Origin of the sequence: Deinococcus sedimenti (genome assembly GCF_014648135.1) — a bacterium.
Classification (GTDB): Bacteria; Deinococcota; Deinococci; order Deinococcales; family Deinococcaceae; genus Deinococcus; species Deinococcus sedimenti.
Genome location: NZ_BMQN01000024.1, coordinates 1 through 16,579, shown reverse-complemented (window position 1 = coordinate 16,579; position 16,579 = coordinate 1). Strand labels below are relative to the sequence as shown.

The following is a 16,579-nucleotide window of genomic DNA, read 5'->3' as shown; positions in this document are numbered from 1 at the left end:
CTCAGTGGTCGTCGTGGCCGTCCTCGCCGCCTTCCGGGTGGGCGTCCGTGTGAGGCTCGGCGTGGGCGGGGGCCGCCTCGGGGGTCTGGGCGGCAGGCACAGCCGTCTCCGTGACCTGGGCCGCAGAGACGACAGATTCAGCGGGCGCGCTGTGCCCAGCCACGGGCGTGGGCTCAGACGTGGCGGAGCCGTGGGCATGCCCAGCCGTGCCGGGCACGGTGATGGCCCGGCCGATGGTGGACAGGCCGCCAAACAGAAGGGCGGCGACCGCCACCGTGCCGCCCATCAGGGCCGGCAGCTTGGGGCCAAGCTTCACGCCTTCACGGCTCAGGAAGGCCAGCACCGCCAGGATCAGACCCACCGGAATCAGCACGGAGGAATAAGCCGGGTTATCCAGGTAGTGCTGCACGCCGCCGGTCATCATGCCCATGCCCACGGAGAGAACAAACGAGACGAGCAGGAAAGCCCCCAGGTTGGTGGGGCGGGTCTTCTTGCGCAGGACGAACTCCTGCAGGTAGTTGCCCACCGTGAAACACACGACGCCCAGCACCGCGAGCGCCAGGTAGTACGCGGTGTTCTCCCCCAATCCGAGGTGCACGATGCCGCCGGCGATGAAACTCGTGGAGGCCAGCAGGAGGAAGTACGCAAAAAACGGCAGCAGCAGCTGACGGCGGACGGGAGTCTCACTGCGGGACGTCGGTTGGGGGAGGCTCACAAAAAAGGACCTTAGCGGCGGAATGTAAAGCTCTTGTAAAGGTTTAATGAAGTTCGCCGACCCGGTCCTCAGCTGCGTGAACGGGTGCTCAGGAGCAGATTCGCCTGTCTCCCAAGACGTTGAAGAGTGGGGCAAACAGGAAGAGGGTGTGCCTGAACATTGCTGCCAGGAACACGCCAGTTCCTGGTTCACGACGGGCTTAAGGCTACCTGCTCGCCCGTTATGCAAAGAGACTGACCCCTGTTCCTCCCTGGGCCACGCTTCTGGGCTGGAGTGCTGACTCTTCGTCCTGTCACCTGCGAGCTTCACTTCATTTCTGGAGTTTAAAACTGCTAAAGTAGAGCCGTTGGGAGTGCCTCCCTACCGGCCTGGGCCCTGGACCCAGCCGCCAGCGCCGCCGATCACTTGACCAGGGGTCAAGGCGCTCATGTCCAGGGGACATGGGCGCAGATCGCCCGCCCACCGCGCCGACCAGGCGGCGTGGTCCCCACGAAGCAGTGCAGGGCACCGCTGCGTGGGCTGCTTTCCGGCAAGTCACGGCCCATCAGGGATGGACGTGACCCAGCAGACCGGTGCGCACACCAGGGGTGAGCGCCCGCCGGACTCGCCCAGAAGGCTGTGAGACATGACGCAGACGTTTTCCCCCACCCGCACCGTTCCTGCCCTGCCCGGCACGTCGCTGCTCGGGCTGAAGGCGACCACCCTGCTCGACCTGGGCGACGCGGTTCACGCGGGCTTCAAGCCCACCACCCTGCAGCGCCTCGCGCAGCACATCGGCCTGTCCATCGGTGAAACACTGGCCCTGATCGGGCTCAGTGACAGCACGTACCACAGCTACCGCCGCAATGGACGCGCGCTGAGCCCTGACGTGAGCACGCACCTGTACCAACTGGCGCGCGTGACCGAAGCGGCCGAAGCGTACTTCGAGAACGCGCCGGCGGCCCACGCCTGGCTGCAGACCGCCCGACCCACGTTCGGCCACCGGACCCCCCTTCAGTTCGCCCTCCTGCCTGGAGGTGCCGAGTACGTGACGACCGTGCTGAGCAGACTTGAGCACGGAGTCTACACGTGAGCCTGACCCTCCACCGCATCAGCAAACTCAAGTACGCCACCCTCCCGACCCTCGACGCGCATGGTCTGGGCGCCGCGCAATACGGCGGCCGCTGGAACAGCCCCGACCCCGCGCTGCAGCACGACCGGCGCATCATCTACACCAGTGACACCCTCGCCCAGGCCACACTGGAAGTCATCGTGCACGTGGACAGCCAGGTGCTGCACACCGTGGCGCACGGGCACGTCACCCTGGAGGTGGACCCAGCCGGCATTCTGGACCTCGCGCCCGGCGATCTACCCGCCACCTGGAATGCCCAACCGGAAACCCCGGCCACGCAGGTAATCGGGGACGAGTGGTATGACCTTCAGGCTTCACCGGTCCTGCGGATTCCGTCCGCAGTGCTGCCTCTCTCGGTTTTCGTGCCTGGCCAGGCCAATTACCTGATCAACACCCGCCACCCCCAGACGGCCGCCTTGGTGCGCCTCCTGGGCGCTGTACCCCTCACCTTCGATCCCCGGCTGTAACCGTCCAATCTCCGCTCCACCACTTTGAAATCAAGCGCAGCAGGCGCCAGACCCGAGAGGGGTCCACCGCCTGCTGCGCTTGACTTCGCCACGTCCTGGTCGGGTGTTTTGCACGCTGAAGCGAAGGCTTCACACGCCACGTTCCGCCACACAAACATGCGCAAGGCGACCAGCATGAACGATCAGCCGGTCACCTTTTGGTGGCGCCTCAATGCGCTCTGAGCCACCCCTGGAAGTCGTGCATTTCGCCTGCCTGGGCGGTGATGATCTTCTTCGCGAGCTCTAACACGAAGGGGTCCTGCGTCCGCTGCAGGGCCAGGTTCGATTTCTCGTTGGCGGCCGCGTGGTGCGGAAGCATGCCTTCCAGGAACGTACGTTCCGGCATGCTTGACGCGCGGATCATGGCGGGCATGTCCATCATGCGGTTCATCTGCATCATGCGCGCCATCACTGCCTGATTCGGCCCGCCGTACGCGCGCAGCTGGGCCTGCATCTCAGCAATCTCGCGCGTCTGGTCCGCAATGATCTGGGTCGCCCACGCGCGCACCTGTTCATCCTTGGCGCGCTCCAGAACGGCGCGGCTGCTGTCGATGGCGCTCTGGTGGTGCGGAATCATCATGGACATGAACGCCCGCTCGAAGGACCGCCCACTCAACCGGGCGAGGTCACTGATCATCGGCATCATCATCATGCGCATGTCCAGCTGCATCTGCAGCCCCATCTGGGACAGCCCCGGCACAGACGCCGACGGCGTCATGGGCATCGTCATGTGGGTCATGCCGGGCATGGCCATGTCCATTCCACCGGCCTGGACGGAGCTCAAGGTCAGCAGGGCAGCGGTCAGCAGCATGCGCTTCATGCGTTCACGCTCCCCAGGAGCGCCTGACAGGCCTGCTCACAGCGGCGGCAGCTCTCAGCGCACACGGCGCAGTGCGCCATGTTCATCTCCTGCGCGTGCCGCTCGCATTCCTCGGCGCACGCCTGACACGCGCGCAGGCAGGCCTCCAGCTGCGCCTGCAACACCTGTGCGTCGCCCTGACCCAGCGAAGTGAGCACTTTGGCGGTGGCCTGACAGACAGCGGCGCACTGTGTGTTGAGCGCGATGCAGTGCGTGAGGTGGTGCAGGTGTTCGTGTTCACTCAGGCACGCGTCGGCACACAGCGAGCACACCGCCTCGCACTCCAGGCATGCTTGCAGGCAGGTGGCGAGCAGGGCGGCGTCCATGGAACTGGCCTTGGGGTGGGTGTTGAGCATGCGGGTGAGGGTGTCCATCGGGGGCCTCCAGGGCGTGAAATGACGCGGGACCACGGTGGTCCCGCGGCCCTCCCGGGGGAGGGAACACGTTCACCCTGGACCGCGCGTGTTCAGTTTCTGTAAAGCTGAGCGCGCCTTAAGAAACCCTGAAGGGGAAAGGCGCATGACCTTCTCCCCTGGCGCCGCTCAGTACAGGCCCATGGGGTTGATGACCTTGCCGTTCACCATCACGCGGAAGTCCAGGTGTGGCCCCGTGCTGTTGCCGGTGCTGCCCACCCGGCCGATCACCTGCCCGGTCTCCACGGTCTGACCCACCTGCGCGAGGTTGGCGCTGTTGTGGCTGTAGCGCGTTGTCATGCCGTCCCCGTGGTCCAGCACGATCGTCCAGCCCCAGCCGGTCCGCGCGTCAAACCGGGACTCGGTCACGCGCCCTCCACGGGCCGCCACGAATGGAGTCCCTGTGGGCGCCGCCAGGTCCAGGCCCAGGTGCGCGGGCGAATACGGGCTGGTCAGCCGGCCCTGCACGGGCAGCACCGCGGTCACGCGGATGCCCGCAGGCCGCACGGTGGCCCCACCTGTGGCGGTCACGGTCGCCGCGCGGGTGGCCGAGGGCCGATCTGGCAGCTGCAGCACCTGCCCCACCTTCAGGGCCAGTTGCGGATTCAGGCCCTTATTCTTCGCCAGCAGCGCCTCCAGACTCACCCCCTGCCGCCGGGCAATGCCGTACAGCGTGTCGTCGGGCTTGACCGTCACGGTCGCAGCGGTGGAGAGACTCAGGGCGGCGAGGCCCAGGGTGAGGAGCAAAGAACGCCACATCCGGGCCACCGTACCGGCGGTTTATAAAGTTTCTGTAAAGATTTGATGACCGCGCGGACCATTAAGGCCCGGGCGGACACAGGCGGCCAAGCCCCTTGCTGCGGTCCTCAGCCGCCCGACTGGCCCACCGCTCTGCCGGCCAGGGTGCGGAAATACTGCAGTTCCTTGCTGCGCGGAAACGCCTGCAGGGCCCGCTGCGTGACGCTCAGGGTCCGGCTGTGCCGTCCCGCCTGCGTCCAGGCCTCGAACGCTTCCTGGCGGTACAGGTAGTACATGGTGGGCACCCCCAGGTTCACGGCCCGCTCGAAGTAGTCCGATGCCAGCGCGGCGTTGCCCAGGCGCAGGGTGGCCTTGGCCAGCCCCCACCAGGCGTAGGGATCACGCGGGCGCGCTTTGATATCCTGCTCCCCATGTGCCCGGAGGTGCTGCCAGTTCGCGGCGGCGCTGTAATCGCTGCCCAGAAGGCGCTGCACCTCCCCAGCCCTGGCGGGGGGAAACGCCACCAGGTACTCCCCGTTGTAGTACGCCCAGAGCTCGGCGAGCCGCTGGGCACTGAGCCGCAGAGACGGCCCGAGCAGCGGATCACTGATCAGAAACTGGCCCGCGCTGTACCCGTACACCGTGCGGAAATGCGCCACGTTGCTGCCCCGCTGCAGCCGCTGCTGGAGCACCACCGGAAACCCCGCCGCCACCAGTGACCGCAGCAGTTCGGCGTCCCCGGCGTAGCGGATGACGCTCTGCAGCCCCGCGCGGCCCAGATAGCTGGCCAGCTCAAGACTCGTAACCTGCGGATCACCCGGGTAATCCTTCATCACGGCGGCCGCCTGCGCCTGGGTCACCGAGGCGCCGTAATACCCCAGCAGGGTCATGGCCGTGACCGGCGCGCAGTTGTTCAACGCCTGAAAGTCATGCCGGATGTTCTTCAAGGTCACGCTCGCGGGCTGGGCGCTGGCCACGCCCCAGCTCCACCCCGCCCCCAGGATCAGCCACCAGCGACGCGTCATGCTGCAGTGTGGCCTGGGCGCCTGAAGGATGCATTCGACTCATGGCTTGACGTGTTGGGTGAGCATTCATGCTCGAAGGGATGACCTGGGCGCAGGCGCTCCCACCAAGCGTTCATCCGTTCATGACGGATGGCAGGGTCTTTCACCAGGCGATGACGTTTCCGACACCCCAAAGCCACAGGAAGCGGTCATCCGGTTCCGGAAGGCGCGCCCCACCATCTCGAATCAGAGCTCCACCCGGCACCCCTTCAGGGCCCAGGATTTCAACGTTTTCCACCACGACCAGGTCAAACTGAGCTGTACAGTGCGCTTCGGCCGACACACAAATTTTCCGCGAGATTGACCAAGAGGGCGTCACCCGCTACATGGCTGGGCAAGGTGTCCAGCTCGACACCATCCTTTGAATCTCTAGGGGAACCCAGACTGCCACATGATCCGGAAACCCGACGAAGATGGCGGTGGTGCACCGGTCACCTGTGCTGATCAAGCATTCCTCAGGCGGTGGCCACAGGATGAAAGCGCACTTTGAAGACGTCCTGGACGCGCCGCTTCCGCCGCCGGCTGCTGATCATGGACAACCCGGTTCATCGGCCATACAGCGGACCCGTGGACTGACAACGCTCCCCGTGGTCAGCTCTCGTATCGAGGGCTTGACTGGAGATCGGGCGGAGCGAAATCCCCGGATTGCGGATCAGCCTGGCACCGGCCATCAGCAGTGCCAGTGCGCTTGCCCATACGACCCAGTTGCCGTACAGCACGAAGGGCGTGCGAATTGTCGAGAGATCAAAGGTGACCCGGTAGGCGCCCCGCGCGCCCCGGGGCGCGCGAAACCGGACCTGGCCCCAGGGGTCAATGACTGCGCTGACCCCGTCGTTCCCGGCGCGCAGCAGAAACCGCCGGGTTTCGATGGCGCGCAGGCGGCCCATCTGAAAATGCTGTTCGGCCCCTGCCCCCTGCCCAAACCACGCGTCGTTGGAGAGCACAACGAGCAGGTTGGCTCCGGCCCGCACGGCCTGCCGACTGAGCTGCCCAAACACGGACTCGTAGCAAATGCTCACCCCCGCGCGCAGGTCCCGCACGGGCAGCACGTTCAGCAGCCTTCCAGGGGTCAGGCTGGTGTACCCGGCCATCCCCAGGCTCCTCAAGACAGGGGTATAGAGCCCCCCCAGCACACCTGAGAAAGGCAAACGCTCCCCGAATGGCACCAGGACGCGTTTGTCCTGCCGCCCCGTGACCTCGCCGTCCACACCGTAGGCGCTGTTGCGCGCCTGGCCGGGCACATCGCCCGGGGCACCGAGCAGCAGGGGAACGCCCAGGCCCCGGAGGGCGGGCAGCACCCCCGGATCGGAGGCGGGCAGCGGACTCGCCGTCTCCGGCCACACGGCCAGGTCCGCTTCCCCTGAACGCAGAGCGCGCCGCGTCAGATCAAGGTAAATCTGGAACTCATTGAGGGTGCGCCCCTGGGCCTTGAGGCGCGGATCGATCGCCCCCTGCACGAGCACAGCGGTCCGGGGAGCGGGCGTGATGGGGGGCGTGACTTCCCGGCCCCACACGAGGCCAGCGCCCCAGACCGCCAGCCCCATCAGGAGAACAGGAGGACGGCTGCCCCCCAGACCGGCCAGGACGCTGGCGGTTCCGGTCACCAGCAGCGTGAGAAGCGCGGCCCCACCGATGCTGGCGAGCTGGGCCAGTGGGGTCTGGATCAGGGCGTACCCGGGCGCGCCCCACGGGAAGGCCAGGGGACCTTGGGTGCGCAGCGCCTCGAGCAGGACCCAGGCAAGGGGCAGAGCGAGCAGGGTGCGGGGGCCGAAGGCCACCCGGGTAAGGGTCAGGGGCACTGCCCAAGTCAGCGCCGCAGCGGGCAGGACGAGCACGGTGAGGAGCCCACCCAGGGGCCCCAGCACGGCCGCCATGCTGATGGGCAGCCAGGCGAGGTGCACACCGAAAAAGGCCAAGGCGAACGCGAACGCATGCCGGAAAGCGCCCCACCCGGCCGTGCTGTGGGCCAGACGGTGGTGCAGCATCGCCAGCGGGAGTGGAGCGAGCACGGCCAACGGTGACGGCAGGAACATCAGGCCCAGCATCACGCCGCCCAAGGCGTCCCCCAGCCAAGGGGGAGGGTTGAGTCGGGAACTCCACAAGGCAACACGGTCGTTCACGCGCCGCACCCTACGGGAGTCGTGTTCAGATGCGGTAAAGCTTTACACGACGCCAACACGTCCCACCTAAGCTCGCGGTGGAGGAACCTGACATGTCCACCCGCCCTTGCCCGCCCGCTTCCCTGCCGTCCACCCAGCTGGGGTCCACGTAACCTCGCCACGTCCCCGCCGCAGACGGGCGGGTCCTTGGCTGGGGACAGTCCTGCTGATTCTGACGGTGCTGGGCTCGGCCTAGCTCGCCCGCTCATTGTCAGCGTCGGACATTTTCTCGTGTGGGTGCAGCAATTTCGCTGGGATGTGCGGAGCGATCCATTGGGTGAGGCGCGTTACTGCGGCTGAAAGCGGGAGGAAAGTGAGATCGAGAGGGCTCATGAGCCCTCTCCCTAGCGCCTTTCTAGCCGCCCTTGTCAACCCCTATTCGCGGTAATTTATTGCTCCCGCTGGACATTGGCATCCGTCAGGTGACGAGGGCGTTGAATGTACCGGATCCGCTGCCAGGCTGTCACGAGCTTCGCCTTCAGGAAGGAGACCGAGCGGGCACAGCAGTTGCCCAGCACATTCCGCTTCACATACGCCCACACCAGCTCGATTGGGTTCAACTCCGGGGCGTACGGTGGCAAAAACACCAAAGACAGGCGTTTTACTGTTCCAGAGATGGTTTATGGCGAATCAGCCTCGGCGGGACGTGTCGTCCCACAACGCGGCGCGGAATTTCTGGCCCTCCCGGGGTGCGGTCCCATAAACAGACGCCGACAGCACACGGTGTGCTGTCGGCGTCCGGCCCCTCGCTTACGCGGGGCTCAGGGCGCGCACAAGATCCGTCAGCAGTTCCTCGGCCTTCTCGTACCCCGGGCGCAGGTACACCATGCCAAACGTGGTCCAGTCCTGCACGGCCGCCACCTCCTGATCATTCTCGCGCAGCTTCAGGTGCGGGTACAGGCCGTACTCGACGTAACAGCCGTACGTGCGTCCGACTTCTTCTAACGCGCGGGTGTTCTCGTCCGTCCAGGTCAACACGAACGGCAGGGCGAAGCAGGGCTTGCCGCATGAGCCGCCCATGCCAACCAGCGGCAGGCCAGCCACGGTGGGGGTCTCGTCCCGCAGGCGGGTGCGGTCCAGGAAGGCGAAGCGGTCACGGGCCACGTCCCGGCTGGGGAGTTTCTGAGCAGCAATCCAGGGGCCAACCGTCAATTTGGGCATACGAATCTCCAGGGAAGAAGGGGGAGGGCAAGGGTCGGGCGGTGTGGCGTCACGGCGCGGTGCTCTCCGGAGCGTCCTCCGGCTGAAGGGTAACGGTCAGGTCGCGCAGCAACGTGTCCGCGAGGGGGTACTCCGCCCGCACGTACACCACCCCGAACGGCGTCCAGTCCTGCACGGCGAGCAGTTCGCGGTCGTCCACCCGCCGTTTGAGGTGCGCGAGCTGGCCATACTCGACGTAACAGAAGTGCTGCTCGGCCAGGTGCTCGAGTCGGTCCAGCGCTGCTTCGGTCCAGGTCAGCGGGTACGGCAGGGCGAACGCGGGTTTCCCGCAGGAACTGCCGACCCCCAGAAACGTCAGGCCCTGCTCGGCGTCCACCGCGGCGCGCATCTGGGCCCGCTCCAGGAAGCTGCGCCGGCACTGGGCGTGCTTGGCATGCCGCCGCAAATGCTGCATCAGGGCCGCGACCTTCAGTTTCGCCATGGCACGTCACCTCCGTTCAGGCGGACGCGGCCCTCACCGTCCCGGCACGAACCGGGGCGGGGTCGGGGTTCACGGGTGGGCGGAAGCCGCGCAGGCGCAGGGCGTTGGTCAGCACGAACACGCTGGAAAAGCCCATCGCGGCAGCCGCCAGGACCGGACTGAGCAGGAGGCCAAAGGCGGGGTACAGCACGCCAGCCGCGACCGGAATCAGGATGATGTTGTAGGCGAAGGCCCAGAAGAGGTTGAGCTTGATGTTGCGCAGCGTGGCGCGGCTCAGGGCGAAGGCGTTCGGCACGCCGCGCAGGTCGCCGCTCATGAGGATCACGTCGGCGGTTTCCACCGCCACGTCCGTGCCCGTGCCGATGGCCAGGCCCACGTCTGCCTGGGCGAGTGCCGGCGCGTCATTGATGCCGTCTCCGACGAAGGCGACCTTCTGGCCCCCAGCCTGCAGGGCCTTCACCGCCTCACTCTTGCCGCTGGGCAGCACTTCGGCCAGGACTTCATCGATGCCCAGCTGCCGGGCAATCGCATGCGCGGTGCGGGTGTTGTCCCCAGTGATCATGGCGACCTTCAGGCCCTGGGCGTGCAGGGCGCGCACCGCCTCCAGACTCCCATCCTTGATGGGATCGGCCACCGCGATCACGGCCGCGAGCTGACCGTCAATCGCCGCGAACAGCGGGCTCTTGCCTTCATCGCCCAGCCGTTCGGCCTGCGCCGTGAAGACGGCCGTGTCGAGGCCCAGGCGGGTCATGTACCGGTCGGCGCCCACTTGCACCAGGTGGCCATCCACCCGCGCTTCCAGGCCGAATCCAGGCACCGCTTCGAAGTGCTCGGGCTGCACCAGAGCAACGCCTTCTGTTTTCGCGGCGTCCACGATGGCGCGGGCAATGGGGTGTTCACTCTGCTCTTCCGCTGCGGCGACCAGGCGCAGGACGTCGTTGCGGGTAAAGGCGTCTGTTGTCACCAGGTCGGTCAGTTCAGGCTTGCCTTTGGTCAGCGTGCCGGTCTTGTCCACCGCGACGACCTGCACGTCCTGCAGCCCTTCCAGGGCGCCGCCGCCTTTAAAGAGGACGCCCAGTTCAGCGGCTTTGCCGGTGCCGACCATGATGCTGGTCGGTGTGGCCAGGCCCATGGCGCAGGGGCAGGCGATGATCAGGACTGCAACCGTGGTGATCAGGGCGAAGGAGAGGGCCGTCTGCCCACCGAAGATCAGCCACAGGAGGAAGGTCAGGGCTGCGATGCCCAGCACGACCGGCACGAAGACGGCGACGACCCTATCCGCAAGGCCCTGGATGGGGGGTTTGCTGCCCTGCGCGGTTTCCACCAACTTGATGATCTGGGCCAGGGCGGTGTCGGCGCCAATTTTCGTGGCGCGGAAGCTCAGGGCGCCGTTCTGGTTGATGGTGCCGCCCACAACGGGGGCGCCGGTCTGCTTGCTGACTGGCACCGGTTCACCGGTGATCATGGATTCATCGACAAAGGAGTTGCCGCTGACGACTTCCCCATCGACCGGGATCTTCTCGCCCGGGCGAACCGAGATCAGGTCACCGACCAGCACCTCGTCCGTGGACACCTCAAGTTCCTGACCGCCCCGCACGACGCGGGCGGTTTTGGCCTGCAGGCTCAGCAGTTTCTTCATGGCTTCACTCGAGCGGCCCTTGGCGACGGCTTCGAAGAACTTACCGAGCAGGATCAGGGTGATCACGACCCCCGAGGCTTCGTAGTACACGTGCGCGGTGCCGTCCGGGAAGATGCCGGGGGCCACCGTGGCCACCAGCGAGTACACGAACGCGGCGGTGGTGCCGATCATCACCAAGGCGTTCATGTCAGGGGATTTGTTTTTCAGGCTCTTCCAGCCCAGCCGGTAGAAGCGCCGTCCGGGACCGAACTGGATGGGCAGGGCGAGGGCGAGCATGATCCAGTTGAGGGTGCCCATGACGCCGTGCCCGAAGGTGGCCATCAGCCAGTCGTTCACCGCCGGGATGACCATGGGCACCATGGCAATCAGCAGCAGGGGGAGCGCGAAGACCGTGCTGAACAGCACCTGGCGGCGCAGGTGGTCGACTTCCTGGGCGCGCGCTTCGCGTTCCTGATCTTCACGGCTCAGACCAGCTTGCGCTTCAAGGACCTCATAGCCCGCTTCGCGGATGGCGGCCTTGAGCTGACCGGGGCTGACGCTGGCCGGGAGGTAGGTCACGCTGGCGCGTTCGGTGGCGAGGTTCACGCTGGCGCTCAGAACACCGTCCACCTTCTTCAGGGCGCGCTCGACCCGGCCGACGCAGCTCGCGCAGGTCATGCCCTGAATCCCGAGTTCAGCGGTGCTGACGAGGGGCTCGTAGCCAACGTCCTTGATCTTGGCCAGCAGGACGTCCGGGCCGGTCAGGGCGGGGTCGTAGGTCACGGTGGCGCGCTCAGTGGCGAGGTTCACGGTGGCGTCTTGGACGCCGTCCACCTTCTTCAGGCCGCGTTCGACGCGGCCCACGCAACTGGCGCAGGTCATGCCTTGAATGCCGAGCTCGATGGTGTGTGTCATGGATTCCTCCAATCCCCCCCAGGGGGGTTCCTTATGAGGGCAGCATAGACCCTGGGGGAGGGGGAATGCAAGATGCCGCCAGGAAAAGCCTGTGTTTTCGGCTCTCCCTTCTTCAGTCCTCTTGACACCCCAGGGGGGAGGGTATAGCTTGATGCCAGGAGGAAGACCATGAACCAGATTGAATTGACCATCACCGGCATGACCTGCGGCCACTGCCAGAGCGGCGTCGCCAGCGCCCTGAAAAGCGTGCCCGGCGTCACGGACGCCCAGGTGGACCTCAAGACCGGCAAGGCCGTTGTGCAGGGCAGCGCCGACGCGCAGCACCTGATCACCGCCGTGCAGGACGAAGGGTACGGCGCGGCCGTTTCCCCTCAGTAATGCCCAGGGCGACGACCGCCAGGCCGCCTGCCCCCCATCCCCCTGAGGGGGAGGCCTGTCACACGAGCCAGCACCTCTGCATGCCCGAAGACAGTCGCCAGCGCGCCGCGCGTCGTCTCGCCATCGCCCGCGGTCACCTGGAAAGCATCCGCCGCTCCCTGGAGGATCCCGATGTCTACTGCGTGGACGTGCTGCGGCAGATCAAGGCCGTGCAGGGCGCGCTCGACGGCGCGGCCAGCGTGGTCCTGCGCGGGCACCTCGAAGCGCACGTGGCGACCGCCGCCACCCGGGGCGACGCCCAGGACATGGTGGACGAGCTCATGGACGTGCTCAAGTACATCTGAGTGACGGCAAACCCCCTGTCAGGTTGCCAGGGTGAATAACGCGCCGTTGGCCAGCCGCCGCTGACGGACCCAGATCACATCCGGAACGCGGCGGTCCGCTTGCCCTTTTCCCGTCGTTGCCTGTTCACGGCCGCTGACCACCTCCGCCCTCCCGCTCCGGGACGAGCCCATGGGTTCGTCCCGGTGTTCCCGCGAGGCTGCCTATGCCGCACGTCATCCTGTATGCCACACCCACCTGCCCCGACTGCCACGCGCTGCGGCGCTGGTTTGACCGGCACGGCGTCGCGTTTGAAGAACGCGACCTGACGAACCCGGCCGTCGCTGAAGAGGCAAAAGCTCGGTACGGCGTCCGGGTCGCGCCCATCACGGTTGTTGGTGAACAGTTCTTCTACGGCACCTTCGACCAGCAGCGGCCCAAACTGCAAGCGCTGCTGAGTTGATGCCTGTGCGAGGGGAACAGCCGGATGCATGCTGGGTTCCTGCACTGGTGTCCCTGTCATGGGGGCAGCGGTGCACCGCTCCACCGGTTCGGGCATGCACCCGGAACGTCTGGCGCCACGCCACCGATCTGCCGTTCACCAGTGAAATCAGGGAGACAGCCATCTCGCCCTTTGTGTGAAGTGAAGACTCGATTTGGAGCCTGCTGAACGGGTTGAACATGTTACTCATTGATACGTTGGAGAAAACGATTGAAACGCGGAAGAAAGCATCATATTCATTAAAAAGAATAAGGCAGATATCATTAAAGTGAGGAGGCCAAACACAATCAATTGCCGTTGCCAACGAGACATTTTCTTGATCTGGGCTTCGTAGATGTTCAAGAGGCTGAAAATACCGCCCATGACGATGGCAAACACGATGAGCCACCGGTATGCCCACTCGGCCTTGATTTTCGCCGCGTCCCTCATGCTGACCTGCGTGATGCCGGCAATGGACGCCGAAGGCACAAGCTGAGGGCGGCAATTTGACGTGAGGACTTGAATGAGCACTGTATCATCAGGATTCAGCAACAAGGGTGCGAGGGCCACGCCGCCTGGAATCACGGTGACCCGCGCCCGCTCGCGAACATCCTGAGGACGTGCGCCAACGACGCGCTGCTCCACCACTTCACACTGGTCGCCCAGGCGTAAGCGGAGAACCGTGCCCGGTGCAAAGAGGTCAGGCGTGATGGGCCGCGCGCCCGAGTTGGCCACCTTGAGCACCGTCGCGTAGACGTTTCTCGCTTCCTTGCCACCGACGGTCACGCGGACCTGTGAAGGCAGTGTGGAACCCACGATCTGCGCCGCAGATTGAATGGTGGCGTCCAGCCGCAACCGTTGCTGGGCTGATGAAACAATCAGCGGGATGATGCCAAAGGCAATGGTGGCCAGCAGGGCAAGTAACCCAAGAATATTGCCGAGGTTCCAGGGGGAGGCTTTGGGCGCCACCGGCGCGTCCTCAGCCGCCGCGCGCTGAGCGCTGCGGCCCCGACTCATGGTTGACGCCCATCACCGAACACGGTCCTGGCCCTTCTCATGCCATCAGCGTATCCGACTTCACGCCACCCCTGGCAGAAGCCCAGGAGGCTTTGACCGCCGGGCAGAGCGGTCATAGGAGGTGACCCAGAGCAGTGGTGCAAACGGCAGGTCGCCTGCCGGCCGACCTTCGGGCGCCCCCTTATTTCGGCCAGAGACGGTTCATCCACCCGGCCGGGTCGGTGCCCTCACCGCGCACCCGAAGTTCCAGGTGCAGGTGCGGGCCGGTGCTCAGCCCAGTGCTCCCCACCTCGCCGATCTTGTCGCCGCGGCTGACCTTCTGCCCCACCTTCACCGTCACCCGGCGCTGGTGAAAGTACAGACTGGTCACGCCGGCGCCGTGGTCCAGGATGACCAGGCCGCCGCGCACGGGATACATCCCGGCCATGACCACCGTGCCGTCATTGACGGCGCGGACCGCAGTGCCCGCGGGGGCGCGGTAATCCGTGCCGTAGTGGTACTGCACGGGACCGCCCGCCACGTAGGTGCGCGGCTGCCCGAACGCGCTGCTCTGCGCGCGGACCTGGACGGCGTCCTGGAAGGGCTTCGTCCAGACGGGCGGGGTTCGCAGGGCGTACGCGCGCTCCACCGCGGCGTCCTCCGCAGCGCGCGCCGGGTCCTGCAGTTTGCCGCTGATACTGGGCGGGAGGTTCAGGCGCTGGACCGGCTGGGGCAGACCCGCCACGGGGAGGCTGCGGCGCAGCACCTGCCCATCCAGCTCGATCTCGTAGATCAGCGGCGTGGCTTTGCCCAGCAGCACCCGGCCCAGCACGATGAACGTGCCGTTGCCTGCAGGGACCGGCGTGAGGCGCTCGGCGGGCAGGCGCACATCCTCGCCCACTTCACTGGGGAAGTGGACGCGGGCCTCTGCCGCGCGCGGACCCGTGAGGCGCAGCGCGAACGCGTCGCCCATACGCAGGCTGGTCGGCGCGGTGACGTTCACCCCCGGCAGGGCCGGTGCAGGGGGCAGAGGCAAGGGCGAGGCAGGCGCCGGCGACGCGGACGGCGCGGCTTCACCCGGAAGGCGCAGGGTTTGCCCGACCTCCAGGGTGGTGCTGCTCAAGTCGTTGAGGCGCATGAGGTCCGCGACCGTCGTGCCAGAGGCGCGCGCGAGGCTGAAGAGGGTGTCGCCGGGTTTCACGGTGTACGCGCCCGCCACGCTGGTGAGCAGGGCGGCGCTCAGCAGAAGGGCGCGGTGCAGGGGCGTCAGGGTCATGGGTGCCTCACAGGGAATCACAGGTGCGTCTTGAAAAAGGCGATGGACCGGTCCAGCGCCGCTTTCAGGTTGCGGCTGAGGTCGTGGTTGTCGCCTGCGTACGTGTAGAAGGTCACGGGTTGCCCGGCGGCCTTCAGGCTGCTCGCGAGTGACTGCGACAGACTGTAGGGCACGTGTGTGTCTCCGGTCGCGTGGTGCAGCTGGAGGGGCCGGCCCCGGAGGTCGGCCAGGTAGGCGTTCGGGGAGATGGCCCGGTAGGCGGCCGGGTTGCGCTCGGGGCGCCCCAGGGTGGCGAGCAGTCGGGCACGTGGATCGTTAGGGTCGCCGCGGCCCCATTGGAGCAGCGCCTTGAACAGCAGATCGTACGGGCCCACCACGCCCGCCCAGACGACGCCGGCTTTAATGTCAGGACTCACCACCATGGCGCGCAGGGTGATGTGGCCGCCCATGGAGTGGCCCCACATGCCCAGGCGGGCCTTGTTCACGCCTGGGAGGGTCTTGAGGGAGGACGCGGCGTTCAGGACGTCAGTGGTGTACTCGGGGGACCAGTACGAGGTGCCGGCCGGCTGGCCCTGGGAACTCCCATGGCCCCGGTAGTCGGGTTTGAGCACCACGAAACCGGCGCGCGCGAAAGCGTCCACGTACGCGACGTACCGTTCGGTCGTGCGGTACTCGTTTGGCGGAATGTAGCCGTGGTTGAACACGATGGCCGGCCAGCCGCCTTTGGGGGGCGTGCCGTTGGGCACCGTGAGCAGGGCGTTGATGCGCAGGCCGTCGGACTGGTAGGACACGACGCGCCGGGTGTAGTTCGCGCCGGGGCTTAGGGTCTGCCGGGTGGTCAGGGCACTGCCGGGGTAGGTGCGGGCGCGCATGCGCTCAATGGACAAGGGGTGATCGGTGGTCTGGGCGGCAGTCAGCGGGCTGAGCAGGGCCAGCAGCAGGGCAGATCGGACGTGAAGCATGGGAACCTCCAGGCAGCAGGGGGCAGACGTGTTGACGTCCGCCCACGGTACGGGCGGCCTGTAAAGCTCGTGTAAAGCGGCGGGACGGGCGCGGCCTTTACAGAAGCTGAACATGCCCGGCGTAGGGTTAGGGGGATCGACGTTGACGAACAAGAGAGAGACGGACCACACCGCCGCCGACGCGGCCCAAACCTCACCCGCCCCGGCCGGCATGCCCCGCTGGGTGAAGGGGTTTCTCTGGGTGGGGGTGGCGCTGCTGCTCGCTGTGCTGGCCCGGTTCTGGCAACTTAACCTGAGTGACGCCGGAGTAGCGCAGCAGGTGGCTTGATTCTCAAGCCACCTGCTGCATCGCCTCTCGCAAGCGGAGAAGAGCTGCGGATTGATGGCTTCGTCTGAGGGTGGCGGGAACGGTGGTTCGCGTGTGT

18 protein-coding genes and 2 pseudogenes are annotated in these 16,579 nt (G+C 66.4%); 6 read left to right on the top strand and 14 right to left on the bottom strand.

From position 1 onward, the window contains the following. Nucleotide 1: 1 nt before the first annotated feature. Nucleotides 2-715, bottom strand: a complete 714-nt coding sequence (locus tag IEY69_RS19925) for a hypothetical protein (protein ID WP_189074848.1) — start codon at nt 713-715, stop codon at nt 2-4. A 625-nt stretch (nt 716-1,340) separates the two neighbouring features. On the opposite strand from IEY69_RS19925, the gene IEY69_RS19920 reads away from it, so the two are divergent. Then, nucleotides 1,341-1,787: an Xre family toxin-antitoxin system antitoxin gene (locus IEY69_RS19920; RefSeq protein ID WP_058979633.1), complete on the top strand. Its 447-nt coding sequence runs from the start codon at nt 1,341-1,343 to the stop codon at nt 1,785-1,787. After that, on the top strand, nt 1,784-2,293 hold the full coding sequence (locus IEY69_RS19915; RefSeq protein ID WP_058979631.1) for an RES family NAD+ phosphorylase: 510 nt from the start codon (nt 1,784-1,786) through the stop codon (nt 2,291-2,293). Before IEY69_RS19920 ends, IEY69_RS19915 begins: the two co-directional genes overlap by 4 nt. A gap of 208 nt (nt 2,294-2,501) precedes the next feature. Here the strand turns inward: IEY69_RS19915 and IEY69_RS19910 are convergent, their stop codons facing one another. The 10 genes and pseudogenes from IEY69_RS19910 to IEY69_RS19870 all read right to left on the bottom strand — a co-directional run bounded on the left by IEY69_RS19910 (nt 2,502) and on the right by IEY69_RS19870 (nt 11,740). Next, nucleotides 2,502-3,152 (bottom strand): DUF305 domain-containing protein, encoded by a 651-nt coding sequence (locus tag IEY69_RS19910; protein ID WP_189059735.1) that lies wholly within the window; start codon nt 3,150-3,152, stop codon nt 2,502-2,504. Then, nucleotides 3,149-3,565 (bottom strand): four-helix bundle copper-binding protein, encoded by a 417-nt coding sequence (locus IEY69_RS19905; protein ID WP_189074847.1) that lies wholly within the window; start codon nt 3,563-3,565, stop codon nt 3,149-3,151. Before IEY69_RS19905 ends, IEY69_RS19910 begins: the two co-directional genes overlap by 4 nt. 168 nt (nt 3,566-3,733) lie before the next feature. Then, entirely contained in the window at nt 3,734-4,363 is a 630-nt protein-coding gene (locus IEY69_RS22080) for a M23 family metallopeptidase (protein WP_189074846.1), read from the bottom strand. Nucleotides 4,364-4,470: 107 nt separating this feature from the next. Then, nucleotides 4,471-5,367, bottom strand: coding sequence for a C39 family peptidase (locus IEY69_RS19895; RefSeq protein WP_188846334.1), 897 nt, complete (start codon nt 5,365-5,367; stop codon nt 4,471-4,473). 584 nt (nt 5,368-5,951) lie between these two features. Next, complete coding sequence (gene lnt, locus IEY69_RS19890; protein WP_055364363.1) at nt 5,952-7,526, bottom strand: apolipoprotein N-acyltransferase; 1,575 nt, start codon at nt 7,524-7,526, stop codon at nt 5,952-5,954. A 249-nt stretch (nt 7,527-7,775) separates the two neighbouring features. Continuing rightward, nucleotides 7,776-7,898, bottom strand: a pseudogene (locus IEY69_RS22185) (IS982 family transposase); the annotation flags it as partial. Between the two features lie 56 nt (nt 7,899-7,954). After that, nucleotides 7,955-8,164, bottom strand: a pseudogene (locus IEY69_RS19885) (transposase); the annotation flags it as partial. Between the two features lie 151 nt (nt 8,165-8,315). After that, a complete protein-coding gene (locus tag IEY69_RS19880) occupies nt 8,316-8,726 on the bottom strand; it encodes a hypothetical protein (protein WP_055362849.1) in 411 nt (136 codons plus the stop codon). Between the two features lie 49 nt (nt 8,727-8,775). After that, entirely contained in the window at nt 8,776-9,207 is a 432-nt protein-coding gene (locus IEY69_RS19875) for a hypothetical protein (RefSeq protein WP_055362850.1), read from the bottom strand. A gap of 16 nt (nt 9,208-9,223) precedes the next feature. Beyond that, nucleotides 9,224-11,740, bottom strand: a complete 2,517-nt coding sequence (locus tag IEY69_RS19870; protein WP_188846333.1) for a heavy metal translocating P-type ATPase — start codon at nt 11,738-11,740, stop codon at nt 9,224-9,226. 168 nt (nt 11,741-11,908) lie between these two features. On the opposite strand from IEY69_RS19870, the gene IEY69_RS19865 reads away from it, so the two are divergent. The 3 genes from IEY69_RS19865 to IEY69_RS19855 all read left to right on the top strand — a co-directional run bounded on the left by IEY69_RS19865 (nt 11,909) and on the right by IEY69_RS19855 (nt 12,902). Next, on the top strand, nt 11,909-12,118 hold the full coding sequence (locus IEY69_RS19865) for a CopZ family metallochaperone (protein WP_107139484.1): 210 nt from the start codon (nt 11,909-11,911) through the stop codon (nt 12,116-12,118). Next, entirely contained in the window at nt 12,118-12,462 is a 345-nt protein-coding gene (locus tag IEY69_RS19860) for a metal-sensitive transcriptional regulator (RefSeq protein ID WP_370635260.1), read from the top strand. The genes IEY69_RS19865 and IEY69_RS19860 overlap by 1 nt, the downstream gene beginning before the upstream one ends. 203 nt (nt 12,463-12,665) lie before the next feature. Continuing rightward, nucleotides 12,666-12,902 (top strand): glutaredoxin family protein, encoded by a 237-nt coding sequence (locus IEY69_RS19855; RefSeq protein ID WP_055362854.1) that lies wholly within the window; start codon nt 12,666-12,668, stop codon nt 12,900-12,902. Between the two features lie 225 nt (nt 12,903-13,127). Here the strand turns inward: IEY69_RS19855 and IEY69_RS19850 are convergent, their stop codons facing one another. The 3 genes from IEY69_RS19850 to IEY69_RS19840 form a co-directional block, all read right to left on the bottom strand. Beyond that, entirely contained in the window at nt 13,128-13,937 is an 810-nt protein-coding gene (locus IEY69_RS19850; protein WP_188846330.1) for a hypothetical protein, read from the bottom strand. A 181-nt stretch (nt 13,938-14,118) separates the two neighbouring features. Continuing rightward, nucleotides 14,119-15,192, bottom strand: coding sequence for a LysM peptidoglycan-binding domain-containing M23 family metallopeptidase (locus IEY69_RS19845; RefSeq protein ID WP_058979596.1), 1,074 nt, complete (start codon nt 15,190-15,192; stop codon nt 14,119-14,121). 17 nt (nt 15,193-15,209) lie between these two features. Continuing rightward, nucleotides 15,210-16,154 (bottom strand): alpha/beta hydrolase family protein, encoded by a 945-nt coding sequence (locus IEY69_RS19840; RefSeq protein ID WP_189074845.1) that lies wholly within the window; start codon nt 16,152-16,154, stop codon nt 15,210-15,212. Nucleotides 16,155-16,296: 142 nt separating this feature from the next. Here IEY69_RS19840 and IEY69_RS19835 point away from each other — a divergent pair, with 142 nt between their 5' ends. Continuing rightward, nucleotides 16,297-16,482, top strand: a complete 186-nt coding sequence (locus tag IEY69_RS19835) for a hypothetical protein (protein WP_188847115.1) — start codon at nt 16,297-16,299, stop codon at nt 16,480-16,482. Nucleotides 16,483-16,579 lie beyond the last annotated feature (97 nt).

Coding starts and splice junctions, on each gene's coding strand:
- IEY69_RS19865 (WP_107139484.1), top strand. CDS start 11,909: ATGAACCAGATTGAATTGACCATCACCGGCATGACCTGCGGCCACTGC.
- IEY69_RS19875 (WP_055362850.1), bottom strand. CDS start 9,207: ATGGCGAAACTGAAGGTCGCGGCCCTGATGCAGCATTTGCGGCGGCAT.
- IEY69_RS19920 (WP_058979633.1), top strand. CDS start 1,341: ATGACGCAGACGTTTTCCCCCACCCGCACCGTTCCTGCCCTGCCCGGC.
- IEY69_RS19895 (WP_188846334.1), bottom strand. CDS start 5,367: ATGACGCGTCGCTGGTGGCTGATCCTGGGGGCGGGGTGGAGCTGGGGC.
- IEY69_RS22080 (WP_189074846.1), bottom strand. CDS start 4,363: ATGTGGCGTTCTTTGCTCCTCACCCTGGGCCTCGCCGCCCTGAGTCTC.
- IEY69_RS19870 (WP_188846333.1), bottom strand. CDS start 11,740: ATGACACACACCATCGAGCTCGGCATTCAAGGCATGACCTGCGCCAGT.
- IEY69_RS19910 (WP_189059735.1), bottom strand. CDS start 3,152: ATGAAGCGCATGCTGCTGACCGCTGCCCTGCTGACCTTGAGCTCCGTC.
- IEY69_RS19880 (WP_055362849.1), bottom strand. CDS start 8,726: ATGCCCAAATTGACGGTTGGCCCCTGGATTGCTGCTCAGAAACTCCCC.
- IEY69_RS19845 (WP_058979596.1), bottom strand. CDS start 15,192: ATGACCCTGACGCCCCTGCACCGCGCCCTTCTGCTGAGCGCCGCCCTG.
- IEY69_RS19855 (WP_055362854.1), top strand. CDS start 12,666: ATGCCGCACGTCATCCTGTATGCCACACCCACCTGCCCCGACTGCCAC.
- IEY69_RS19840 (WP_189074845.1), bottom strand. CDS start 16,154: ATGCTTCACGTCCGATCTGCCCTGCTGCTGGCCCTGCTCAGCCCGCTG.
- IEY69_RS19905 (WP_189074847.1), bottom strand. CDS start 3,565: ATGGACACCCTCACCCGCATGCTCAACACCCACCCCAAGGCCAGTTCC.
- IEY69_RS19860 (WP_370635260.1), top strand. CDS start 12,118: ATGCCCAGGGCGACGACCGCCAGGCCGCCTGCCCCCCATCCCCCTGAG.
- IEY69_RS19850 (WP_188846330.1), bottom strand. CDS start 13,937: ATGAGTCGGGGCCGCAGCGCTCAGCGCGCGGCGGCTGAGGACGCGCCG.